This window comes from Pseudomonas sp. XP2, assembly GCF_053557975.1.
Genome location: NZ_JBNRIK010000001.1, coordinates 22953 through 40849, shown reverse-complemented (window position 1 = coordinate 40849; position 17897 = coordinate 22953). Strand labels below are relative to the sequence as shown.

The window sequence follows — 17897 nt, the reverse complement described above, 5'->3', positions numbered from 1 at the left end:
CTCGATCAGGCTGCGATCAGTGCCTTGACCTTGTTCATCGCATTCTTCTCCAGCTGGCGAATCCGCTCAGCCGATACGCTGTACTTGTCGGCCAGCTCATGCAACGTGGCCTTCTCTTCCGCCAGCCAGCGCTGGTAGAGAATATCGCGGCTACGTTCGTCCAGACCTTGCAGTGCCTCGTGCAGGTTGCTGGTGGAGTTGTCGCTCCAATCGGCATCTTCCAACTGCACCGCCGGGTCGTAACGGTGGTCTTCCAGGTAATGCGCAGGCGACTGGAAGGCGCTGTCGTCGTCAGCTTCTGCTGCCGGGTCGAAGGCCATGTCCTGGCCACTGAGGCGGCTTTCCATCTCGCGCACTTCACGCGGCTCGACACCAAGGCTTTCTGCCACGCGATGCACTTCGTCGCTGTTCAGCCAGGCAAGACGCTTCTTCTGGCTGCGCAGGTTGAAGAACAGCTTGCGCTGGGCCTTGGTGGTGGCCACCTTGACGATGCGCCAGTTGCGCAGGATGAACTCGTGGATTTCTGCCTTGATCCAGTGCACGGCGAACGACACCAGGCGCACGCCCATCTCTGGGTTGAAGCGCTTGACGGCTTTCATCAGGCCGACGTTGCCTTCCTGGATCAGGTCGGCCTGGGCCAGCCCGTAGCCTGCATAGCTACGGGCGATGTGTACGACGAAACGCAGGTGGGCCATCACCATTTGACGAGCGGCCTCGACATCCTGCTCATAATAGAGACGCTCGCCCAGATCACGCTCCTGCTCGACCGTCAGCAGCGGAATGCTGTTGACCGTGTGCACATAGGCTTCCAGGTTTGCACCGGGTACCAGGGCATAGGCAGGTTGCAACGATGTGGTCATTCAAGAACCTCCGACTTACTAAACTCGCGCCTTGTGGGCACTGCCAACATTGACCTGGAACGACGGTACAAGTTCCGTAGTGAAGAAAATGTCAATGCTGGCACGTAAAAACTATCGCGGCGCCAGCTCGTTCAAGTGGCGGGCGACGGCAATCCATGCACCGATATACCCCAACAACACCGCTCCGATCAAGAGCGACAGACCATCGGACGCCGGCACCCCACCCAGGGCGAAGTCACTGCCGTACAGCCCGGAAAGCCCTACCACCGCGTCGTTGAGCCAGTTCAGGCCAAACGCCAGGATACCCCAAGCCAGCAGGCCCGCACCCAGGCCATACAGGGCGCCCATGTACAGGAAAGGCCGGCGCACGTAGGCGTCAGTGCCGCCTACCAGCTTGATCACTTCGATTTCCACACGGCGGTTTTCAATGTGTAGACGAATTGTGTTACCGATTACTAACAGAAGCGCAGAAATCAGCATCACGGCCAGGCCGAAGACAAAGCGGTCACCCAGTTTGAGGATTGCCGCCAGGCGCTCGACCCACACCAGGTCCAGTTGCGCCACTTCCACCCGCGGCAGCTCCGACAGGCGCTGACGCAAGGCGTCCAGGGCCGGCTTGTCGACCTCGGTCGGGGTCACTACCACCACCCCTGGTAGCGGGTTGTCGGGCAGTTCGCGCAGGGCCTCGCCCAGACCGGACTGCTGCTGGAATTCTTCCAGTGCCTGCTCGCGGCTGACGAATTGCGCGTCCGCCACACCCGGCATGCCCTTGATCTCGTCGCGCAGCGCTTCGCCATCGCGGCTGCCAGCATCGAGCTTGAGGTACAGCGATATTTGCGCAGCGCGCTGCCACGAACCGCCAAGCTGCTCGACGTTCTTCAGCAGCAACGACAGGCCCATGGGCATGCTCAGCGCCACCGCCATCACCAGGCAGGTGAAAAAGCTGCCGATCGGCTGCTTGCCCAGGCGGCGCAGGCTGTCGGCCATGCTGGCACGGTGGCTTTCCAGCCAGGCATGCAGCAGCGTACGGAAATCCGGGCCGTCATCGTCTTCGCCGCGCTTTTTCTTCGTCGGCTGCGGGTCGGCAGGCTTTGGCGCAACCCGCTCGGAAACCTTCGGCGTACGTGTAGTGCTCATTGCCCGGCCTCCCCATCGCCGATCAAGCGGCCGCGCTGCAAGGTCAGCATGCGGTGGCGCATGCGCGCAATCAGTGCCAGGTCGTGGCTGGCGATCAATACCGTGGTCCCCAGGCGGTTGATGTCCTCGAACACACCCATGATCTCTGCTGCCAGGCGCGGGTCGAGGTTACCGGTGGGTTCGTCGGCCAGCAGCAGGGCCGGCTGGTGAACGATGGCGCGGGCGATACCCACCCGCTGCTGCTGCCCGGTAGACAGGTCGGCCGGGAACAGCTCGCCCTTGTCGGCCAGCGAGACACGCTCCAGGGCCGAGTCCACACGTTTGGCGATCTCGGCCTTGGACAGGCCAAGAATCTGCAGGGGCAAGGCGATGTTGTTGAACACGGTGCGGTCGAACAACAATTGGTGGTTCTGGAACACCACGCCGATCTGCCGACGCAGGAACGGGATCTGCGCATTGCTGATCTGGCCCAGGTCCTGCCCTGCCAGCATGAGCTTGCCGCTGGTCGGGCGCTCCATGGCCAGCAACAGACGCAGCAAGGTGCTCTTGCCAGCGCCCGAGTGGCCGGTGACGAACAGGAATTCGCCCCGGCGCGCCCGGAAACTCAGCTCATGCAAACCCACATGACCGTTGGGATAGCGCTTGGCAACCTGTTCGAATCGGATCATGGTCAGTCTCGCTCGGCGAACAGAGCCTTCACGAACGGCTCGGCTTCGAAGGTGCGCAGGTCATCGATACCTTCACCGACACCGATGAAGCGAATCGGGATGTTGAACTGCTTGGCCAGGGCGAAGATCACCCCGCCTTTGGCAGTGCCGTCCAGCTTGGTCAGGGCCAGACCGGTCAGTTCGACGCTCTGGTTGAAGTACTTGGCCTGGCTGATGGCGTTCTGGCCGGTGCCGGCATCGAGTACCAGCAACACCTCGTGCGGTGCGTCGGCGTCCAGCTTGCCGATGACCCGGCGGACCTTTTTCAGCTCCTCCATCAGGTTGTCTTTGGTGTGCAGGCGGCCGGCAGTGTCGGCGATCAGCACGTCGGCGCCACGGGCCTTGGCGGCCTGCACTGCGTCGAAGATCACCGACGCAGAGTCGGCGCCGGTATGCTGGGCAATCACCGGAATCTGATTACGCTCGCCCCACACCTGCAACTGCTCGACCGCCGCAGCACGGAAGGTGTCACCGGCAGCCAGCATCACTTTCTTGCCTTCGAGCTGCAGTTTTTTCGCCAGTTTGCCGATGGTGGTGGTCTTGCCGGCGCCGTTCACGCCGACCACCAGGATCACATAGGGTTTGTTCTGCGCCTGCACTTTCAGCGGCTGCTCGACCGGGCGCAGCAGCGCGGCCAGTTCTTCCTGCAGCGACTTGTACAGCGCGTCGGCGTCGGCCAGCTGCTTGCGTGCGACCTTCTGGGTCAGGTTCTGGACGATGGCCGAGGTGGCTTCTACACCGACGTCGGCGGTCAGCAGGCGCGTCTCGATTTCGTCGAGCAGGTCATCGTCGATGACCTTCTTGCCGAGGAACAGGCTGGCCATGCCTTCGCCGATGCTGGCGCTGGTCTTGGACAAGCCCTGCTTGAGGCGGGCAAAGAAGCCGGGTTTGGCTTGTTCGGCAACGGTTGCGGCAGCGACAGGCTCGGGCTCTGCCTGCACGGGCTCTGTTACCGGACGCTCGGGAATCGCTGGCGGGGCCTTAGGCTCCAGGTCAGGGACGAGCGCGACGGGCTCCTCGGCAACGGGCAGGACCAGGTTGCTGACCGGGGGTTCGACAGCCTGATGGGCCGGGGCTGCAACTGGCGCAGGGGTTTCGAGCTGCGGGGCCGCAGGTTCCGCATTCGCGGGCACGCCCGCTCCCACAGGGGCGGGGGCCGGCTCAGGAGCTGGGGTAACCACCGGGGCAGGTGCTGGCTCAGGGACCGGGGCAACCACCGGGGCAGGTACTGGCTCAGGAACCGGGGCAGCCACCGGGGCAGGTGCTGGCTCAGCAGCCCGAGGGGCCTCAGTTGCAGTTGCGGGTGCTTCAGCAACCACCGGCTCGACCGGAGCAGCTTCAGGGTGCTCGACGGCAGACGGCGGCGCTACAGGCTCTGCAGCCTGGGATTCAGGGACTTGTGGCTGTTCGGCGACAGGTTGCTGCGGCTTCTTGCGAAACCAGCTGAACAGGCCTTTCTTCTCGCCAGCCTCGGCCGGCGCTTTTTTGTCGTCGTTGGAACCAAACATGGAGGACGGCTATCTCAGGGTAGCGATGAGCCAGCAATGGCACATCGGGAATTCTCTCTACGCAGAACAGACTATCTTGAAGCCGGCTGGTTCATGCGCAACGTTTTGTCGTAGTGTCCTGTGGGCCAGAACGGCGACAGGCATGGTCGCCAGGCAACCGGATCAGTATCCTAGCACCTCCTGGCCCGTCGACGCTAAACCCAGCGGGCCGCCGAACAGGTTAAACACCTTATGAATGCTCTAGCCCGCCGCGCCGCTGGCCTGTTGCTCGGCACGCTGTGCCTGCCACTGGCCGCCTTCGCCGCCGATGTGCAGCCCACCCACGAATTCATCCTCGACAATGGCCTGAAGGTGGTCGTGCGCGAAGACCATCGCGCGCCGGTGGTGGTCTCGCAGATCTGGTACAAGGTCGGCTCCAGCTACGAAACCCCCGGCCAGACCGGCTTGTCTCATGCGCTGGAACACATGATGTTCAAGGGCAGCGCCAAGGTCGGCCCCGGCGAAGCTTCACGCATCCTGCGTGACCTGGGCGCCGAAGAAAACGCCTTTACCAGCGACGACTACACCGCCTATTACCAAGTACTGGCCCGTGACCGCTTGCCGGTCGCCCTGGAGCTGGAGGCCGACCGCTTGGCCAGCTTGCGCCTGCCGGCCGACGAATTCAGCCGCGAAATCGAGGTGATCAAGGAAGAGCGCCGCCTGCGCACCGACGATCAACCCAATTCCAAGGCGTTCGAGCTGTTCCGCGCCATGGCCTATCCGGCCAGCGGCTACCACACGCCGACCATCGGCTGGATGGCCGACCTGGAGCGCATGAAGGTCGAAGAGCTGCGCCACTGGTACGAATCCTGGTACGCCCCCAACAATGCCACTCTGGTGGTGGTCGGCGATGTCACCGCCGACGAGGTCAAGGGCCTGGCGCAGAAGTACTTCGGCAGCATTCCCAAGCGTGCCGTACCGCCAGCCAAACTGCCCCTGGAGCTGGCCGAACCTGGCCAGCGCCAGCTGACCCTGCACGTACGCACCCAACTGCCCAGCCTGATCTATGGCTTCAACGTGCCCGGCCTGCCCACCGCCAAAGATCCGCGCACCGTGCATGCCCTGCGCCTGATCTCGGCACTGCTCGACGGCGGTTACAGCGCGCGCATGCCGGCACGCCTGGAGCGTGGCCAGGAGCTGGTCGCCGGCGCCTCGTCCAGCTACAACGCCTTCACCCGCGGCGACAGCCTGTTCCTGATCTCGGCCACGCCGAATGTGCAGAAGCAGAAAACCCTCGACGATGTGGAAAGAGGCATCTGGCAATTGCTTGAAGAACTCAAGACCACCCCGCCCAGCGCCGAAGAGCTCGAACGCGTGCGCGCTCAAGTCATTGCGGGCCTGGTCTACGACCGTGACTCCATCAGCAGCCAGGCCACCACCATCGGCCAGCTGGAAACCGTCGGCCTGTCCTGGAAACTGATCGACAGCGAGCTGGACGAGCTCAAGCAAGTCACCCCGCAGGACATCCAGAACGCCGCGCGCACCTATTTCACCCGTGAACGCCTGAGCGTTGCCCATGTACTGCCCGAGGAGTCCGCTCATGAGTGATCGTCGCGCACCACGCCCAACCCTGCTGGCCACCGGCATCCGCGCCCTGGCGCTGGCGGCAGTGCTGGCCGCACCGGCCATGGCCGACAACTCCGCCAAGGCTGACAACAGCGCCGCCCGGCCGGCCAACACGTTGCAGTCGCTGGCCGAGCTGGATGGCAAGGCCCCCAGCCGGCGCCAGCTGAACATTCAGCACTGGAGCACCGCTGAGGGTGCCCGGGTGCTGTTCGTCGAAGCCCGCGAACTGCCGATGTTCGACCTGCGCGTCACCTTCGCCGCCGGCAGCAGCCAGGACGGTGGAACACCCGGCGTGGCGGCGCTGACCAACGCCATGCTCAACGAGGGTGTGGCCGGTAAGGACGTAACCGCCATCGCCGAAGGTTTTGAAGGCCTGGGCGCAGACTTTGGCAACGGCTCCTACCGCGACATGGCTGTGGCGTCGCTGCGCAGCCTCAGCGCCAAGGACAAACGTGAGCCTGCGCTCAAACTGTTCACCGAAGTGGCAGGCAAGCCGACCTTCCCCGAGGACGCCCTCAAGCGCATCAAGAACCAGATGCTGGCCGGCTTTGAATACGAAAAGCAGAACCCCGGCAAGATCGCGGGCAAGGCCCTGTTCGGCAACCTTTATGGTGACCACCCCTACGCCCACCCAAGCGATGGCACCGCAGAAACCATCAACGGCATTACCCTGGAACAATTGCGTGCCTTCCACGCCAAGGCTTATACCGGTGGCAACGCGGTGATCGCACTGGTCGGCGACCTCAGCCGGGCCGAGGCCGAAGCCATCGCTGCCCAGGTTTCGGCAGGCCTGCCCAAGGGCCCGGCGCTTGCCGCGCCGGCCCAGCCCAGCGAAGCCAAGGCTGGCCTGACCCACATCGACTTCCCGTCCAAACAGACCCACCTGATGCTGGCAGAACTGGGTATCGACCGCCAAGACCCGGATTGGCCAGCCTTGTCGCTGGGCAACCAGATCCTCGGCGGTGGTGCCTTCGGTACCCGGCTGATGAGCGAAGTGCGTGAAAAGCGTGGCCTGACCTACGGCGTGTACTCGGTGTTCAGCCCCATGCAGGTGCGTGGCCCGTTCATGATCAACCTGCAGACCCGTGCCGAGCTCAGTGAAGGCACGCTCAAGCTGGTGCAGGGCATACTTGCCGACTACCTCTCGACAGGCCCCACCCAGCAAGAGCTTGACGATGCCAAGCGCGAACTGGCCGGCAGCTTCCCGCTGTCCAATGCCAGCAACGCCAGCATCGTCGGCCAATTGGGTGCAATCGGTTTCTACAATCTGCCGCTGACCTGGCTGGAAGACTTCATGCAGCAGTCCCAGGCCCTCACCGTCGAGCAGGTCAAGGCAGCCATGAACAAACACCTGTCAGCCGATAAACTGGTGATCGTCACCGTGGGCCCGAAAGTGCCACAGAAACCCCTGCCAGCACCTACTGAAAAGCCCTCCGAGCAAGCGCTCGGGGTACCGGAGCACTAATGCCAAGATCCACCCCTCCCGCCCGCCCGCAATCGGGCCAAAGCAAGGGCCAGGGCCACCTGCGCATCATCGCCGGCGAGTGGCGTAGCCGCCGCCTGGCGGTACCGGAAGGTGAAGGCCTGCGGCCAACGCCAGACCGCGTGCGCGAAACCTTGTTCAACTGGCTGGCGCCGCACATCGAGGGTGCCCGCATACTGGATGCCTTCACCGGCAGCGGTGCCCTGGTGCTCGAAGCCCTGTCTCGCGGCGCCAAGGATGCCGTGGCACTGGACAGCAACCCCGCTGCGATCGGCAACCTGAAGAACAACCTCGAGATCCTTCGTTGCCCGCGCGGGCAAATTCTGCAAACCGATGCCCTGCGCTACCTGCAAGGCCCGGCCAAGCAGCAGTTCGACGTGGTGTTCCTCGACCCGCCGTTCCACAAGGACCTGCTGGCCAACACCTGCAACCTGCTGGAGCAGAACCAGTGGCTGGGCGAACAGGCGCTGATCTACACCGAAAGCGAAGCGGCGCCTTCAACACTGCCGATGCCCGGCAACTGGCGCCTGCACCGCGAGAAGAAAACCGGCCAGGTGCATTACGCGCTCTGGCAGCGAGGATGACCCGGTAAACCGGGTTTGGCTTACTTAGTTACCGCATTCCCGCCGCCTGCGTGGCTGAAGCTGCTCCTTTGTTTCTTGAAGGAGCACTTCAACCATGACCGAACACCCCTCCCCGCCCACACCGGCTAGCCGGGTAAGTGCTTTTACCCTCGCCAATGGCCTGCGCGTCTGTCTGCGTGAAGACCACCGCGCACCTCTGGTCAGCGTGCAGCTTTGGTATCACGTGGGTTCCAGCTACGAGCCCGAAGGCCATACCGGCCTTTCGCATGCCCTTGAACATTTGTTGTTCGAAGGCAGCAGCAAACTGGCTGGCGGCCAATACTCCGCCCTCATGACCCAGTTGGGTGGTGAGGCAAATGCATTCACCCTCACGGATGCCACGGCCTTCCCGCTGACGTTGCCAGCCAGCCGCCTGGAGATCGCCCTGGAAGCCATGGCCGATATCATGGCCAGTGCCACCCTCAGCGATGCACCCTTTGCCCGCGAACTGGCGGTTGTCATGGCCGAACGACGCGAGGATGTCGATAACAACCCGTGGGCATTGGCTCTGGAGCATCATCTGCTGCTGGCCTATGGCAACAGCGGCTATGGTACGCCTGTGATCGGCCACAAGACCGACCTCGGCCACATGACGCCTGCGGCGGCACGCACCTGGTACCAGACCTGGTATCACCCCAACAACGCGACGCTTGCAGTGGCCGGCGCCATTACCCTGGCGCAACTGCAAACGCTGGTAACGCGACATTTTGCAGCGATCCCCGCGCACCGCCTGCCGGCCGGGCAAATACCTGCAGAGCCCTCCTCGCTGGCTCGGCGCGTCCAAACCCTGCGCCAGCAAGGCCTGCGCACGGGTGTGATCATCAGTTTCAACCTACCCAGTCAATGCACCGCCCAGTCTGAGTCACAAGCATATGCACTGCGCCTGCTACCCCAGATTCTTGCCCAAGGCCAAGCCAGCATCCTCCAGCGCCTGCTGGTGCACGATGAACCGCTACTGCAAGGTGTTGGGGCGAAGTACGAGCCCTGGCAGCGTGGGGACAGCCTGCTCATCATTTACGCGTTCTGCAGCCCGCAAGTGGCACCCGAGGCGGCGGCAGAACGGCTGCTGATGGAGATCGAAGCGTTCCGCCAGTCAGCGCCCGGCAAAGAAGACCTCCAGCGCGCCAAGGCACGGCTTCTGGCCGGGCAATTATTCGACAGGGACGATATCAGTCACCAGGCAGATGCCATCGGCAAGCAGGCCGCCTGTGGCCTGGACCCTGTTGCACTGGAGGATGAACGGCAAGCCATCGAAGCCGTGACAGCCGAGCAGGTAGGCCTGGCTGCCTATGACTTCCTGACCGAATCCCGGACCACCATTACCTTTACGTACCAGAAGGCAAGCGCTGATGAATGACTTGAGCTCAAACCCACAGCGTCCTGCTGCGATCAGTCCAGTTCATGGTGGCCTGGTTTCGGCCCAGGGGGTTGATCTTGACCGCTTGGAACCCATTGATACGCAGGTGCAAGCGTGGACCACAGATAACGGCACAGGTGTGAAATTCGTCGAAGCCCGAGGGCTGCCAATTGTCGATATCGTGCTGCGATTCAAGGCCGGCACGACTCAGGACACCGCACTCCCCGGCCTGGCATCCCTGGTGTTGTACATGCTCGACGAAGGCAGCCAGCTGCACACCGCCACCCAGCAAGCAGAGCAACTGGAGCGCCTGGGGGCTGTTTTGGAGAAGCAGATACGCCTGGAGCACGCGACCCTGAGCCTGCGAAGCCTGAGCACCCATGCGCTGTTCGACCCGGCGCTGGCGCTTTTCACTGACCTCGTCGCACGCCCTGCCTTCACCGCCGACGCGTTAGCCAAGATAAAATGCCAACTGCTGCGGCACAATGCATCTCGTGAGCAATACCCCCGCCTTAGGGCGCGCAGCGAAGCCTTTCGTCATTTGTTCAGTGGGCATCAATATGGCAACCCGCTGGGGAGCACCCAGCAAGGGATAGACCAGACTACGCCTGAGGATCTGAAGCGCTTCCACCAACGTGCCTACTGCGCAAGCAACCTGGACATCGTGATAGTGGGTGACGTTTCTGTTGCACAGGCCCAGGCCATTGCACAACGGATCAGTCAGGCCCTACCCCAAGGCTGGTCCGCAATCGAGCTGCCGACGGCTGCCCCGGCAGCCGGCACCACGCTCAACGTCGAACAGCCTGGCGCGAGCAGTGCCGTCCTGATTGCGTTACCCATGGGCGTACCCGCCCATCATCCGGAATATCAGGCCATGGTGCTGGCCAACGAGGTGCTAGGGTCGGGAATCGCATCCCGCTTGATGAATGAACTGCGGCACCGCCGCGGGTTGACGTATGGCATCCATACCCGGGTAAATGCATTGAGCGCGGGTGGCCTGTTCAGCGCCGAATGGGACATCACGCCCGCGTATGTCGAAGGCTCTCAAGAACTGGTGGTGACATTGCTGCGCGAGTTCATCGACCAAGGGCCAACCCAGGCCGAGCTGCAAGTGGCGCGTAAACAGCTGGCAGGGCAACTGCTGCGCGATGTGGCACAGAACAAGCACCTGGCAGCCTTGCTCACGCAGATCACCTATCAACGCCAGCCCGCCGATTATCTCGCCACCCGCATCGAGCGCCTCGCCAGGCTGACACCAGAAGACGTCCGCGCCGTCATGCAGCGTCGGCTGGATCTGAGCAACGCAGTACGTGTCAGTGTCGGCCCACGCGCCGAGCAACAGCCGCTGCCAGCCACCGACCAATAGCGCAGGTACAGTGGCGCTTTTTCATGGCACTCTAGGCAGGCACATCACGAGTTGCCCAGCATGCCCAGCCAAAGCGCCACCTTCCGTCCGGCCATCGGCCTGTCCAACCCCCACCTGCAAACGCTGTGGGGGCCGCTGTGGCGCAAACTGCCAGACCTGCAGCGCAACCGCGAGCGCTTGTGGCTGGCCGACGGCGACTTCATCGACCTCGACTGGCACGGCCCGCATCAGCCACAAGCGCCACTGGTACTCGTGCTGCATGGCCTGACCGGATCGTCTCAATCACCTTATGTAAAAGGCTTGCAGCAAGCGTTGCAACGTCGCAACTGGGCCAGCGTGGCGGTGAACTGGCGTGGTTGCTCAGGCGAGCCCAACCTGTTGCCACGCAGCTACCACTCCGGTGCCAGCGAAGACCTGGCGGAAATTGTCAGTCACCTGCGCGCCCAGCGCCCGTTGGCCCCGCTGTATGCCGTGGGTTACTCATTGGGTGGTAATGTGCTGTTGAAATACCTGGGCGAAAGCGGCGTTGCCAGCCAGCTGGAGGCGGCAGTTGCAGTGTCGGTGCCATTTCGCCTGGACCACTGTGCCGACCGTATCGGCCAGGGGTTCTCCAAGGTGTATCAGGCGCATTTCATGCGCGAGATGCTGGCGTACGTTCAGCTCAAGCAGCGGCACTTCCACGACCAGGGCCAGCATGAACGGCTGGCGGCGCTGGAGCGGCTGGGGCAATTGAGCAACCTGCGCACATTCTGGGACTTCGACGGCAAAGTCACTGCCCCACTCAACGGGTTTCGAGATGTGCACGATTATTATCGTCGCTCATCGAGCCACTTCTTTCTCAGCCACAACCGCACGCCGACTCTGATCATCCATTCCAGCGATGACCCGTTCGTGTCCGCCCATAGCCTGCCTACGGCCCGTGAACTGGCACCCCAAACACGCTTCGAACTGCACAGCCGCGGTGGCCATGTGGGCTTCGTCGATGGCAGCCTGCGTCACCCAGGGTATTACCTGGAGCGGCGGATTCCGCAGTGGCTGGTCGAAGGCCAGTAAGCACCGCAGTTTTCATTGGCAGTACCGGCCTGATCGCCGGGCCTGCTTACTCGCCGGTAGCTACGGCATGCTGCGGGTTGTTGATCCACTCGCTCCACGACCCGGCGTACAGCTTGCCCAGCGGGTACCCCGCCAGCGCCATCGCAAACAGGTTATGGCAAGCCGTCACCCCAGACCCGCAGTAAGACACCAACTGCTCCGGTGCCCGCCCGGCCAGCTTTTCGGCAAAGCGCTGCTTGAGTTGATCCACAGGCAAGAAGCGCCCATCAGCCCCCAGGTTGTCGGTAAACGCCGCGCACTGGGCCCCGGGAATATGCCCCGCCACCGGGTCGATCGGCTCCACCTCACCGCGAAAACGCGGCACGGCTCGCGCGTCGATCAAGGTCAGGTCTGTGCTCCCGAGACGCTTGCCCAAGTGGTCGGCATCGATCAGCAGCTTGGCATCCGGCTCACCACTGAAGGTGCCTTCGCGTTTGGGCGGTGAGTCCAGGCTCAACGGCAGGTGCGCCGCATGCCAGGCTTTCAGGCCACCGTCGAGGATAGCCACACCGTTGCGCTTGCCCAGCCAGACCAGCAGCCACCAGGCCCGGGCGGCAAAGGCACCCGGGCCATCGTCGTACAGCACCACCTCGCTGTCGTTGTCCAGGCCCCACTCACGCAGGCGCGCGACCAGCCGCTGCGCATCTGGCAGTGGATGACGCCCGGTGCGCCCCTTGCTCACCGGCCCGCTCAGGTCGCGGTCCAGGTCGGCAAAATGCGCCCCGGCAATATGCCCTTGGGCATAGCTGCGTTGGCCATAGTCCACATCCTCGAGGGCAAAGCGACAGTCGAGGACCACCAACTTGGGCGAGCCCAATCGCTCGACCAACTGCTGCGGGGTGATCAATTGCGCAAGGGGCATGACAATCTCCTGATCGATGGCACTAGGGCCCTGGGCTAGCGCTCCAGAGCCTGGTTGAACGGTACATGGAATTCCTGGCATAGGGCGTCCACGGCGGCGCGGGCGTTGTCGGTGACGAAGCCCAGTTCCAGCACCAGCACCTGATAGACGCCCCGCTTGAAGGCTTCTTCACCCAGATGCGCGGAATGCTCACGCGTGGTGCTGAGAAAACGAACCCAGGACGTCAGCACGATCCAGGCATTGATGGTCAGCGATTCGATCTGCGCCGGCACCATGGCCAGGATCCCCGCGTCGACAAAGCCACGGTAGATCGCCTGGCCCTGGCGCAGGCAGCGCTCGGAAAAACGCCGGTAACGGGCGGCAAGTTCCGCGTCACTGTCCAGCAGGTGCTCCAGGTCGCGGTGCAGGAAGCGGTAGTTCCACATCGCCGCCAACAAGGCCTTGAGGTAGAAGCGCTTGTCCTCCACGGTGGCCTTGCGGCCTTGGGGCGGGCGCAGGAAGCTGTCGACCAGTTCTTCATACTGGCTGAACAACAGGGCAATGATCGCCTGCTTGTTGGGGAAGTGGTAATACAGATTGCCGGGCGAGATTTCCATGTGCGCGGCAATGTGGTTGGTACTGACGCTGCGTTCGCCCTGCTCGTTGAACAACTCCAGGCTGTTCTGCACGATGCGCTCTCGGGTCTTCATGCGCGGGGCCATGCTCAGCTCCCAGTCTGCGGGCCTTCATCAAAGGATCATCTTACGGCGTATTGCTGGTGGAAGCACCGTTCGACGCCACGGAAAAATTCGCACCATCGTGCAGATTAGAGTATAGGCTCTAGGCACTCACTGCCCGGATCCGAAGCCGCCATGAACGCGCCCAGTGCCTTGTCCTCAGTGCAATCCGACCTCGACCTCGCAGCGATGTTCGCTGCCCAGCGCCAGGCATTTGCCGGCAACCCCCTGCCGCCGGCTGCCCAGCGCCTGCAATGGCTGAGAAGCCTGCGCGAAGCCCTGCTGGCCGGCCAGGCCGGATTGATCGAGGCCATCAGCGAGGACTTTGGCGGGCGTAGCGCCGACGAAACCCTGCTGGCCGAGCTGCTGCCCTCGATACAGGGCCTGCGTCACGCCGAAAGGCACCTGCATCGCTGGATGCGCGCCAGCCGGCGACGGGTCGGCCTGGCCTTCCAGCCCGCCAGCGCTCAAGTACGTTATCAGCCGCTGGGGGTGGTCGGTGTCATCGTGCCGTGGAACTACCCGCTGTTCCTCGCCATCGGCCCGCTGACCTGCGCCCTGGCCGCCGGCAACAGAGTCATGCTCAAACTCAGTGAAGCCACACCCGCCAGTGCCCAAGCCTTGAAACAATTGCTGGAGCAAGTGTTTCCTGCCGACCTGGTCAGCGTTGTGCTGGGCGAGGTAGAGGTGGGCCAGGCCTTCGCCCGCTTGCCCTTCGACCATCTGCTGTTCACCGGCGCCACCAGCGTAGGCCGACAGGTCATGCTGGCTGCCGCGCAGAACCTGACCCCGGTCACCCTGGAGCTGGGCGGCAAGTCACCGGCCATCGTGTCGGCCGATGCGCCGCTGGACAGCGCCGCCGAGCGCATCGCCTTCGGCAAGACCCTCAACGCCGGCCAGACCTGCGTCGCCCCCGACTATGTGCTGGTGCCACGCGAACGGCTATCAGCCTTCAGCGACGCCTATCAGCAGGCCGTGCGGCGTATGTACCCACGCATCGCCGACAACCCCGACTACACCGCCATCATCAACCCCCGCCAGCTTCAGCGCTTGCAGCACCTGCTGGACGATGCCCGCGACAAAGGTGCGCAGGTACTGGACCTGTACCCCGCTGAAACCCGCCAGGGCCGGCGCTTGCCACCCCACCTGCTGCTGGACGTCAACGACAGCATGCAGGTAATGCAGGACGAAATCTTCGGCCCGCTGCTGCCACTGGTGCCCTACGACAGCCTCGACCAGGCGCTGGCCTACATCAACCAACGCCCGCGCCCTCTGGCGCTTTACTACTTCGGTCATGACCGGGCCGCCCAGGAACATGTGCTGCGCCACACCCACTCTGGCGGGGTTTGCCTGAACGACACCCTGCTGCATGTAGCCCAGGACGATCTGCCTTTCGGCGGCATCGGCCCTTCCGGCATGGGCCACTACCATGGCCACGACGGTTTCCTGACCTTCAGCAAGGCCAAGGCGATACTCGCCAAGCACCGCTTCAACGCCGCACGGCTGATCTACCCGCCTTACGGCAAAACTTTGCAGCGCCTGGTCTACAAGCTTTTCATCCGCTGAGCGCCTGCCTGTGCACCGTATGCCATCAGTGCCAGGCTCACCGAGGCCTTGATTGCCCGCCTGGCACACAGTGCATGACAACGATTGCGGCCCCTGTCTATAGTGCCATCAGCTGGCCGCATGACTTGGCCGGGCGCAGTCGCTGCGCTACCATCCGACTCCCCAACGCACTCCAGCCAGGATGACGCGATGAACCGAGTGTTGTACCCGGGTACTTTCGACCCCATTACCAAAGGCCATGGCGACCTGGTCGAGCGCGCCTCGCGGCTGTTCGACCACGTGATCATCGCGGTGGCGGCCAGCCCGAAGAAAAACCCCCTGTTCCCACTGGAGCAGCGGGTGGCGCTAGCGCGTGAGGTCACCAAGCACCTGCCCAATGTCGAAGTCATCGGCTTCTCCTCCCTGTTGGCGCATTTCGCCAAGGAACAGGGCGCCAACGTCTTCCTCCGTGGCCTGCGTGCGGTGTCCGACTTCGAGTACGAGTTCCAGTTGGCGAACATGAACCGGCAACTGGCCCCCGATGTCGAGAGCCTGTTCCTGACGCCTTCGGAGCGGTATTCGTTCATTTCCTCGACCCTGGTCCGGGAAATCGCCGCACTGGGTGGTGATATCAGCAAGTTCGTCCACCCGGTGGTGGCCGAAGCGCTGACTGAACGCTTCAAGAAGTAAGCCCAATCGCCTGATTATCGCGCCCGCGTGCACTGCGGGCGCGAATGCGGCACAATTGTGCCCATTGCGTTGAACATGCCCGGGCACTGAGCCCCGGCCGGAGTCCCCATGTCCCTGATAATCACCGACGATTGCATCAATTGCGACGTCTGCGAACCCGAGTGCCCGAACGAGGCCATCTCCCAAGGCGAAGAGATCTACGTGATCGACCCTAACCTGTGCACCCAGTGTGTGGGCCATTACGACGAGCCGCAGTGCCAGCAAGTCTGCCCGGTCGACTGCATTCCGCTGGATGAAGCGCACCCGGAAACCGAAGAACAGCTGATGGCCAAGTACCGTCGGATTACCGGCAAGGACTGATCACTGCCTGCTCGCCTCTGTGCGGTCCTTGTGGGAGCGGCCTTGCGTCGCGATGGGCCGCACAGCGGCCCCGGCAATTTTTGCTGCGAAGCTAAACCAATGGGGCCGCTTCGCGCCCCATCGCGACACAAGGCCGCTCCCACAGGGGACAGCGATACACCTTAGCGCTGGCAGCGCGGGCAATACACGCTCGCCCGCTGCCCCAGCTTCACCTCGCGCAACTCCGTGCCGCACACCTTGCACGGCTGCCCGCCACGGCCGTACGCAAACAGTTCCTGCTGGAAGTAACCCGGCTGCCCATCGCCCCCGATGAAGTCGCGCAGGGTGGTACCGCCGCGCTCGATCGCCGCCGCCAGCACCCGCTTGATCTCGATCGCCAGCTTCAGGTAGCGCGCCCGTGAAATCCCGCCCGCCTCCCGACGCGGGTCGATACCTGCAGCAAACAGCGCTTCAGTGGCGTAGATGTTGCCCACCCCCACCACCACCGCGTTGTCCATGATGAACGGCTTGACCGCCATCGACCGCCCGCGCGACAGCTGGAACAGGCGCTCACCGTCAAACAGATCAGTCAGCGGCTCTGGCCCGAGGCGCAGCAATAGCTCGTGGTTCAGCGGGTCCAGGCTCCACAGCATGGCCCCGAAGCGGCGCGGGTCGGTGTAGCGCAGCATCAGCCCCGACTCCAGCTCGATGTCGACATGTTCATGCCGGGCCGCCGGCAAACCCAGTTCGACCAGCCGCAAGTTGCCCGACATGCCCAGGTGGCTGATCAGCGTACCCACCTCGGCATTGATCAACAGGTATTTGGCGCGCCGCTCGACACTGACAATGCGCTGCCCCGACAGGCGCACGTCCAGGTCTTCCGGGATTGGCCAACGCAAGCGCCGGTCACGCACCACCACGCGGCTGACACGCTGGCCTTCCAGGTGGGGCGCGATACCGCGCCGGGTGGTTTCTACTTCTGGCAATTCCGGCATGTGTCAGTGCCCGCTCAGCTCGCGAATGTTCTGTTTGAGGTTTTCGAAATCGTATTCCGACAAGCCAATGTAATCGAGCACCAGCGGGCCGACCGCGTTCCATTCGTGGTCCACCGCCTGGTTGCCCAGCACCCGGTAGGACGCGCAGATGTGCTCGGCCATCTTCAGTACCGCCAGCAGGTTTTTCAACTGGCTCTGGGTATTGCGCGAGCTCTCATCACGGAACACGGCCAGTGCATTGTGATGGTTGGCGATGGCTGCCGTGAGGTGCTCAGGCAGGCGCCACGACTTGGCGGTGAAATAACCGACTACCGAATGGTTGGTGTTGAACACGCGGTTTTCGGTGTCGACGACCCGCGTTTGCGCGCTGGCCTGAGCATAGGCCTGCACCAGCACATCCATGTAGTCGGGGAAGCGCTTGAGCATCAGCGGCACGCCACAGTCATGGAACAGGCCCAGGGTGTAAGCCTCGTCCGCGGCCTGGACACCGGTGCGCTTGGCCAGCGTCAGGCAGGTCATCGCCACGTCCTGGGCGGTATCCCAGAAGCGGTTGAGGGTGACGATGGTCTCGTCGCTCATCTCGCCCTTGATCGACTGGGCGTTGATCAGGTTGATGATCGAACGGCTGCCCAGCAGGTTCACTGCGCGCTGGATCGAGCCGATCTTGTTGGAAAGGCCGAAGTGCGGGGAGTTGACCAGCTTGAGCAAGGCGCCCGAGAGCCCCGGGTCCTGGGAAATCAGCTTGGCAATGGTTTCCAGATCCGGGTCAGGCATGTATTGCTCGAACTGCAGGTCGACCATGATCTGCGGTTGCGGCGGAATGGTGATGCCTTGCAAGGCTTGCTGGATCTGTTCGGCGCTGAGTTCTTGGGACATACGTGCACACTCGTTTAGGACCGGGGATTTTAACCCTCTCTGCGCTCGCCGTGACAGGTGCAGCGGCTGCGAGATTGAGCGCCACCCGCGCGGCGCTCGATCTCCCAGGCGCTGCACCTCTAAAGGCGAAAGCACC

General features: G+C 63.2%; 17 protein-coding genes. 9 read left to right on the top strand and 8 right to left on the bottom strand.

Annotated features, from left to right (window positions below; all coding sequences use genetic code 11):
- Positions 1–5 precede the first annotated feature (5 nt).
- The 4 genes from rpoH to ftsY all read right to left on the bottom strand — a co-directional run bounded on the left by rpoH (position 6) and on the right by ftsY (position 4212).
- A complete protein-coding gene (gene rpoH / locus ACK1VC_RS00175) occupies positions 6–860 on the bottom strand; it encodes an RNA polymerase sigma factor RpoH (RefSeq protein WP_191087075.1) in 855 nt (284 codons plus the stop codon).
- A 111-nt stretch (positions 861–971) separates the two neighbouring features.
- On the bottom strand, positions 972–1997 hold the full coding sequence (ftsX, locus tag ACK1VC_RS00170; RefSeq protein ID WP_016489651.1) for a permease-like cell division protein FtsX: 1026 nt from the start codon (positions 1995–1997) through the stop codon (positions 972–974).
- The gene (gene ftsE, locus ACK1VC_RS00165; protein WP_009684915.1) at positions 1994–2665 is read right to left on the bottom strand and encodes a cell division ATP-binding protein FtsE; all 672 of its coding nucleotides are present in this window, start codon (positions 2663–2665) and stop codon (positions 1994–1996) included. The genes ftsX and ftsE overlap by 4 nt, the downstream gene beginning before the upstream one ends.
- 2 nt (positions 2666–2667) lie before the next feature.
- The gene (gene ftsY, locus ACK1VC_RS00160; protein ID WP_016489652.1) at positions 2668–4212 is read right to left on the bottom strand and encodes a signal recognition particle-docking protein FtsY; all 1545 of its coding nucleotides are present in this window, start codon (positions 4210–4212) and stop codon (positions 2668–2670) included.
- Between the two features lie 231 nt (positions 4213–4443).
- Between ftsY and ACK1VC_RS00155 the strand changes: the two genes are divergently transcribed.
- The 6 genes from ACK1VC_RS00155 (at position 4444) to ACK1VC_RS00130 (ending at position 11699) form a co-directional block, all read left to right on the top strand.
- Complete coding sequence (locus ACK1VC_RS00155; protein ID WP_016489653.1) at positions 4444–5799, top strand: M16 family metallopeptidase; 1356 nt, start codon at positions 4444–4446, stop codon at positions 5797–5799.
- Positions 5792–7282, top strand: a complete 1491-nt coding sequence (locus tag ACK1VC_RS00150) for a M16 family metallopeptidase (protein WP_016489654.1) — start codon at positions 5792–5794, stop codon at positions 7280–7282. Before ACK1VC_RS00155 ends, ACK1VC_RS00150 begins: the two co-directional genes overlap by 8 nt.
- On the top strand, positions 7282–7884 hold the full coding sequence (gene rsmD / locus ACK1VC_RS00145; RefSeq protein WP_016489655.1) for a 16S rRNA (guanine(966)-N(2))-methyltransferase RsmD: 603 nt from the start codon (positions 7282–7284) through the stop codon (positions 7882–7884). The genes ACK1VC_RS00150 and rsmD overlap by 1 nt, the downstream gene beginning before the upstream one ends.
- Positions 7885–7978: 94 nt before the next feature.
- Positions 7979–9280 carry a M16 family metallopeptidase gene (locus ACK1VC_RS00140; RefSeq protein WP_191087076.1) on the top strand — a complete coding sequence of 434 codons (1302 nt, stop codon included), beginning with the start codon at positions 7979–7981 and terminating at the stop codon, positions 9278–9280.
- Positions 9273–10646, top strand: coding sequence for a M16 family metallopeptidase (locus ACK1VC_RS00135; RefSeq protein WP_016489657.1), 1374 nt, complete (start codon positions 9273–9275; stop codon positions 10644–10646). Before ACK1VC_RS00140 ends, ACK1VC_RS00135 begins: the two co-directional genes overlap by 8 nt.
- A gap of 60 nt (positions 10647–10706) precedes the next feature.
- On the top strand, positions 10707–11699 hold the full coding sequence (locus ACK1VC_RS00130; protein WP_023048382.1) for a hydrolase: 993 nt from the start codon (positions 10707–10709) through the stop codon (positions 11697–11699).
- A gap of 46 nt (positions 11700–11745) precedes the next feature.
- On the opposite strand, the gene ACK1VC_RS00125 is transcribed toward ACK1VC_RS00130, so the two are convergent.
- Together ACK1VC_RS00125 and ACK1VC_RS00120 are read right to left on the bottom strand one after the other, a co-directional pair.
- Positions 11746–12600, bottom strand: coding sequence for a sulfurtransferase (locus ACK1VC_RS00125; RefSeq protein ID WP_191087077.1), 855 nt, complete (start codon positions 12598–12600; stop codon positions 11746–11748).
- A gap of 35 nt (positions 12601–12635) precedes the next feature.
- Positions 12636–13301, bottom strand: coding sequence for a TetR/AcrR family transcriptional regulator (locus ACK1VC_RS00120; protein WP_016489660.1), 666 nt, complete (start codon positions 13299–13301; stop codon positions 12636–12638).
- A 150-nt stretch (positions 13302–13451) separates the two neighbouring features.
- Between ACK1VC_RS00120 and ACK1VC_RS00115 the strand changes: the two genes are divergently transcribed.
- The 3 genes from ACK1VC_RS00115 (at position 13452) to ACK1VC_RS00105 (ending at position 15911) form a co-directional block, all read left to right on the top strand.
- Positions 13452–14882: a coniferyl aldehyde dehydrogenase gene (locus ACK1VC_RS00115; protein ID WP_191087078.1), complete on the top strand. Its 1431-nt coding sequence runs from the start codon at positions 13452–13454 to the stop codon at positions 14880–14882.
- Positions 14883–15071: 189 nt separating this feature from the next.
- The gene (gene coaD, locus ACK1VC_RS00110; RefSeq protein WP_016489662.1) at positions 15072–15551 is read left to right on the top strand and encodes a pantetheine-phosphate adenylyltransferase; all 480 of its coding nucleotides are present in this window, start codon (positions 15072–15074) and stop codon (positions 15549–15551) included.
- A gap of 108 nt (positions 15552–15659) precedes the next feature.
- A complete protein-coding gene (locus ACK1VC_RS00105; RefSeq protein ID WP_016489663.1) occupies positions 15660–15911 on the top strand; it encodes a YfhL family 4Fe-4S dicluster ferredoxin in 252 nt (83 codons plus the stop codon).
- Positions 15912–16072: 161 nt separating this feature from the next.
- Here the strand turns inward: ACK1VC_RS00105 and mutM are convergent, their stop codons facing one another.
- Positions 16073–16885 carry a bifunctional DNA-formamidopyrimidine glycosylase/DNA-(apurinic or apyrimidinic site) lyase gene (gene mutM / locus ACK1VC_RS00100; RefSeq protein ID WP_016489664.1) on the bottom strand — a complete coding sequence of 271 codons (813 nt, stop codon included), beginning with the start codon at positions 16883–16885 and terminating at the stop codon, positions 16073–16075.
- A gap of 3 nt (positions 16886–16888) precedes the next feature.
- Positions 16889–17707: an HDOD domain-containing protein gene (locus ACK1VC_RS00095; protein ID WP_172455958.1), complete on the bottom strand. Its 819-nt coding sequence runs from the start codon at positions 17705–17707 to the stop codon at positions 16889–16891.
- Between the last annotated feature and the right edge of the window lie 190 nt (positions 17708–17897).

Excerpts from the sequence above, each read along its gene's own strand:
- rpoH (WP_191087075.1), bottom strand. The coding sequence starts at position 860 with ATGACCACATCGTTGCAACCTGCCTATGCCCTGGTACCCGGTGCAAAC.
- ftsX (WP_016489651.1), bottom strand. The coding sequence starts at position 1,997 with ATGAGCACTACACGTACGCCGAAGGTTTCCGAGCGGGTTGCGCCAAAG.
- ftsE (WP_009684915.1), bottom strand. The coding sequence starts at position 2,665 with ATGATCCGATTCGAACAGGTTGCCAAGCGCTATCCCAACGGTCATGTG.
- ftsY (WP_016489652.1), bottom strand. The coding sequence starts at position 4,212 with ATGTTTGGTTCCAACGACGACAAAAAAGCGCCGGCCGAGGCTGGCGAG.
- ACK1VC_RS00155 (WP_016489653.1), top strand. The coding sequence starts at position 4,444 with ATGAATGCTCTAGCCCGCCGCGCCGCTGGCCTGTTGCTCGGCACGCTG.
- ACK1VC_RS00150 (WP_016489654.1), top strand. The coding sequence starts at position 5,792 with ATGAGTGATCGTCGCGCACCACGCCCAACCCTGCTGGCCACCGGCATC.
- rsmD (WP_016489655.1), top strand. The coding sequence starts at position 7,282 with ATGCCAAGATCCACCCCTCCCGCCCGCCCGCAATCGGGCCAAAGCAAG.
- ACK1VC_RS00140 (WP_191087076.1), top strand. The coding sequence starts at position 7,979 with ATGACCGAACACCCCTCCCCGCCCACACCGGCTAGCCGGGTAAGTGCT.
- ACK1VC_RS00135 (WP_016489657.1), top strand. The coding sequence starts at position 9,273 with ATGAATGACTTGAGCTCAAACCCACAGCGTCCTGCTGCGATCAGTCCA.
- ACK1VC_RS00130 (WP_023048382.1), top strand. The coding sequence starts at position 10,707 with ATGCCCAGCCAAAGCGCCACCTTCCGTCCGGCCATCGGCCTGTCCAAC.
- ACK1VC_RS00125 (WP_191087077.1), bottom strand. The coding sequence starts at position 12,600 with ATGCCCCTTGCGCAATTGATCACCCCGCAGCAGTTGGTCGAGCGATTG.
- ACK1VC_RS00120 (WP_016489660.1), bottom strand. The coding sequence starts at position 13,301 with ATGGCCCCGCGCATGAAGACCCGAGAGCGCATCGTGCAGAACAGCCTG.
- ACK1VC_RS00115 (WP_191087078.1), top strand. The coding sequence starts at position 13,452 with ATGAACGCGCCCAGTGCCTTGTCCTCAGTGCAATCCGACCTCGACCTC.
- coaD (WP_016489662.1), top strand. The coding sequence starts at position 15,072 with ATGAACCGAGTGTTGTACCCGGGTACTTTCGACCCCATTACCAAAGGC.
- ACK1VC_RS00105 (WP_016489663.1), top strand. The coding sequence starts at position 15,660 with ATGTCCCTGATAATCACCGACGATTGCATCAATTGCGACGTCTGCGAA.
- mutM (WP_016489664.1), bottom strand. The coding sequence starts at position 16,885 with ATGCCGGAATTGCCAGAAGTAGAAACCACCCGGCGCGGTATCGCGCCC.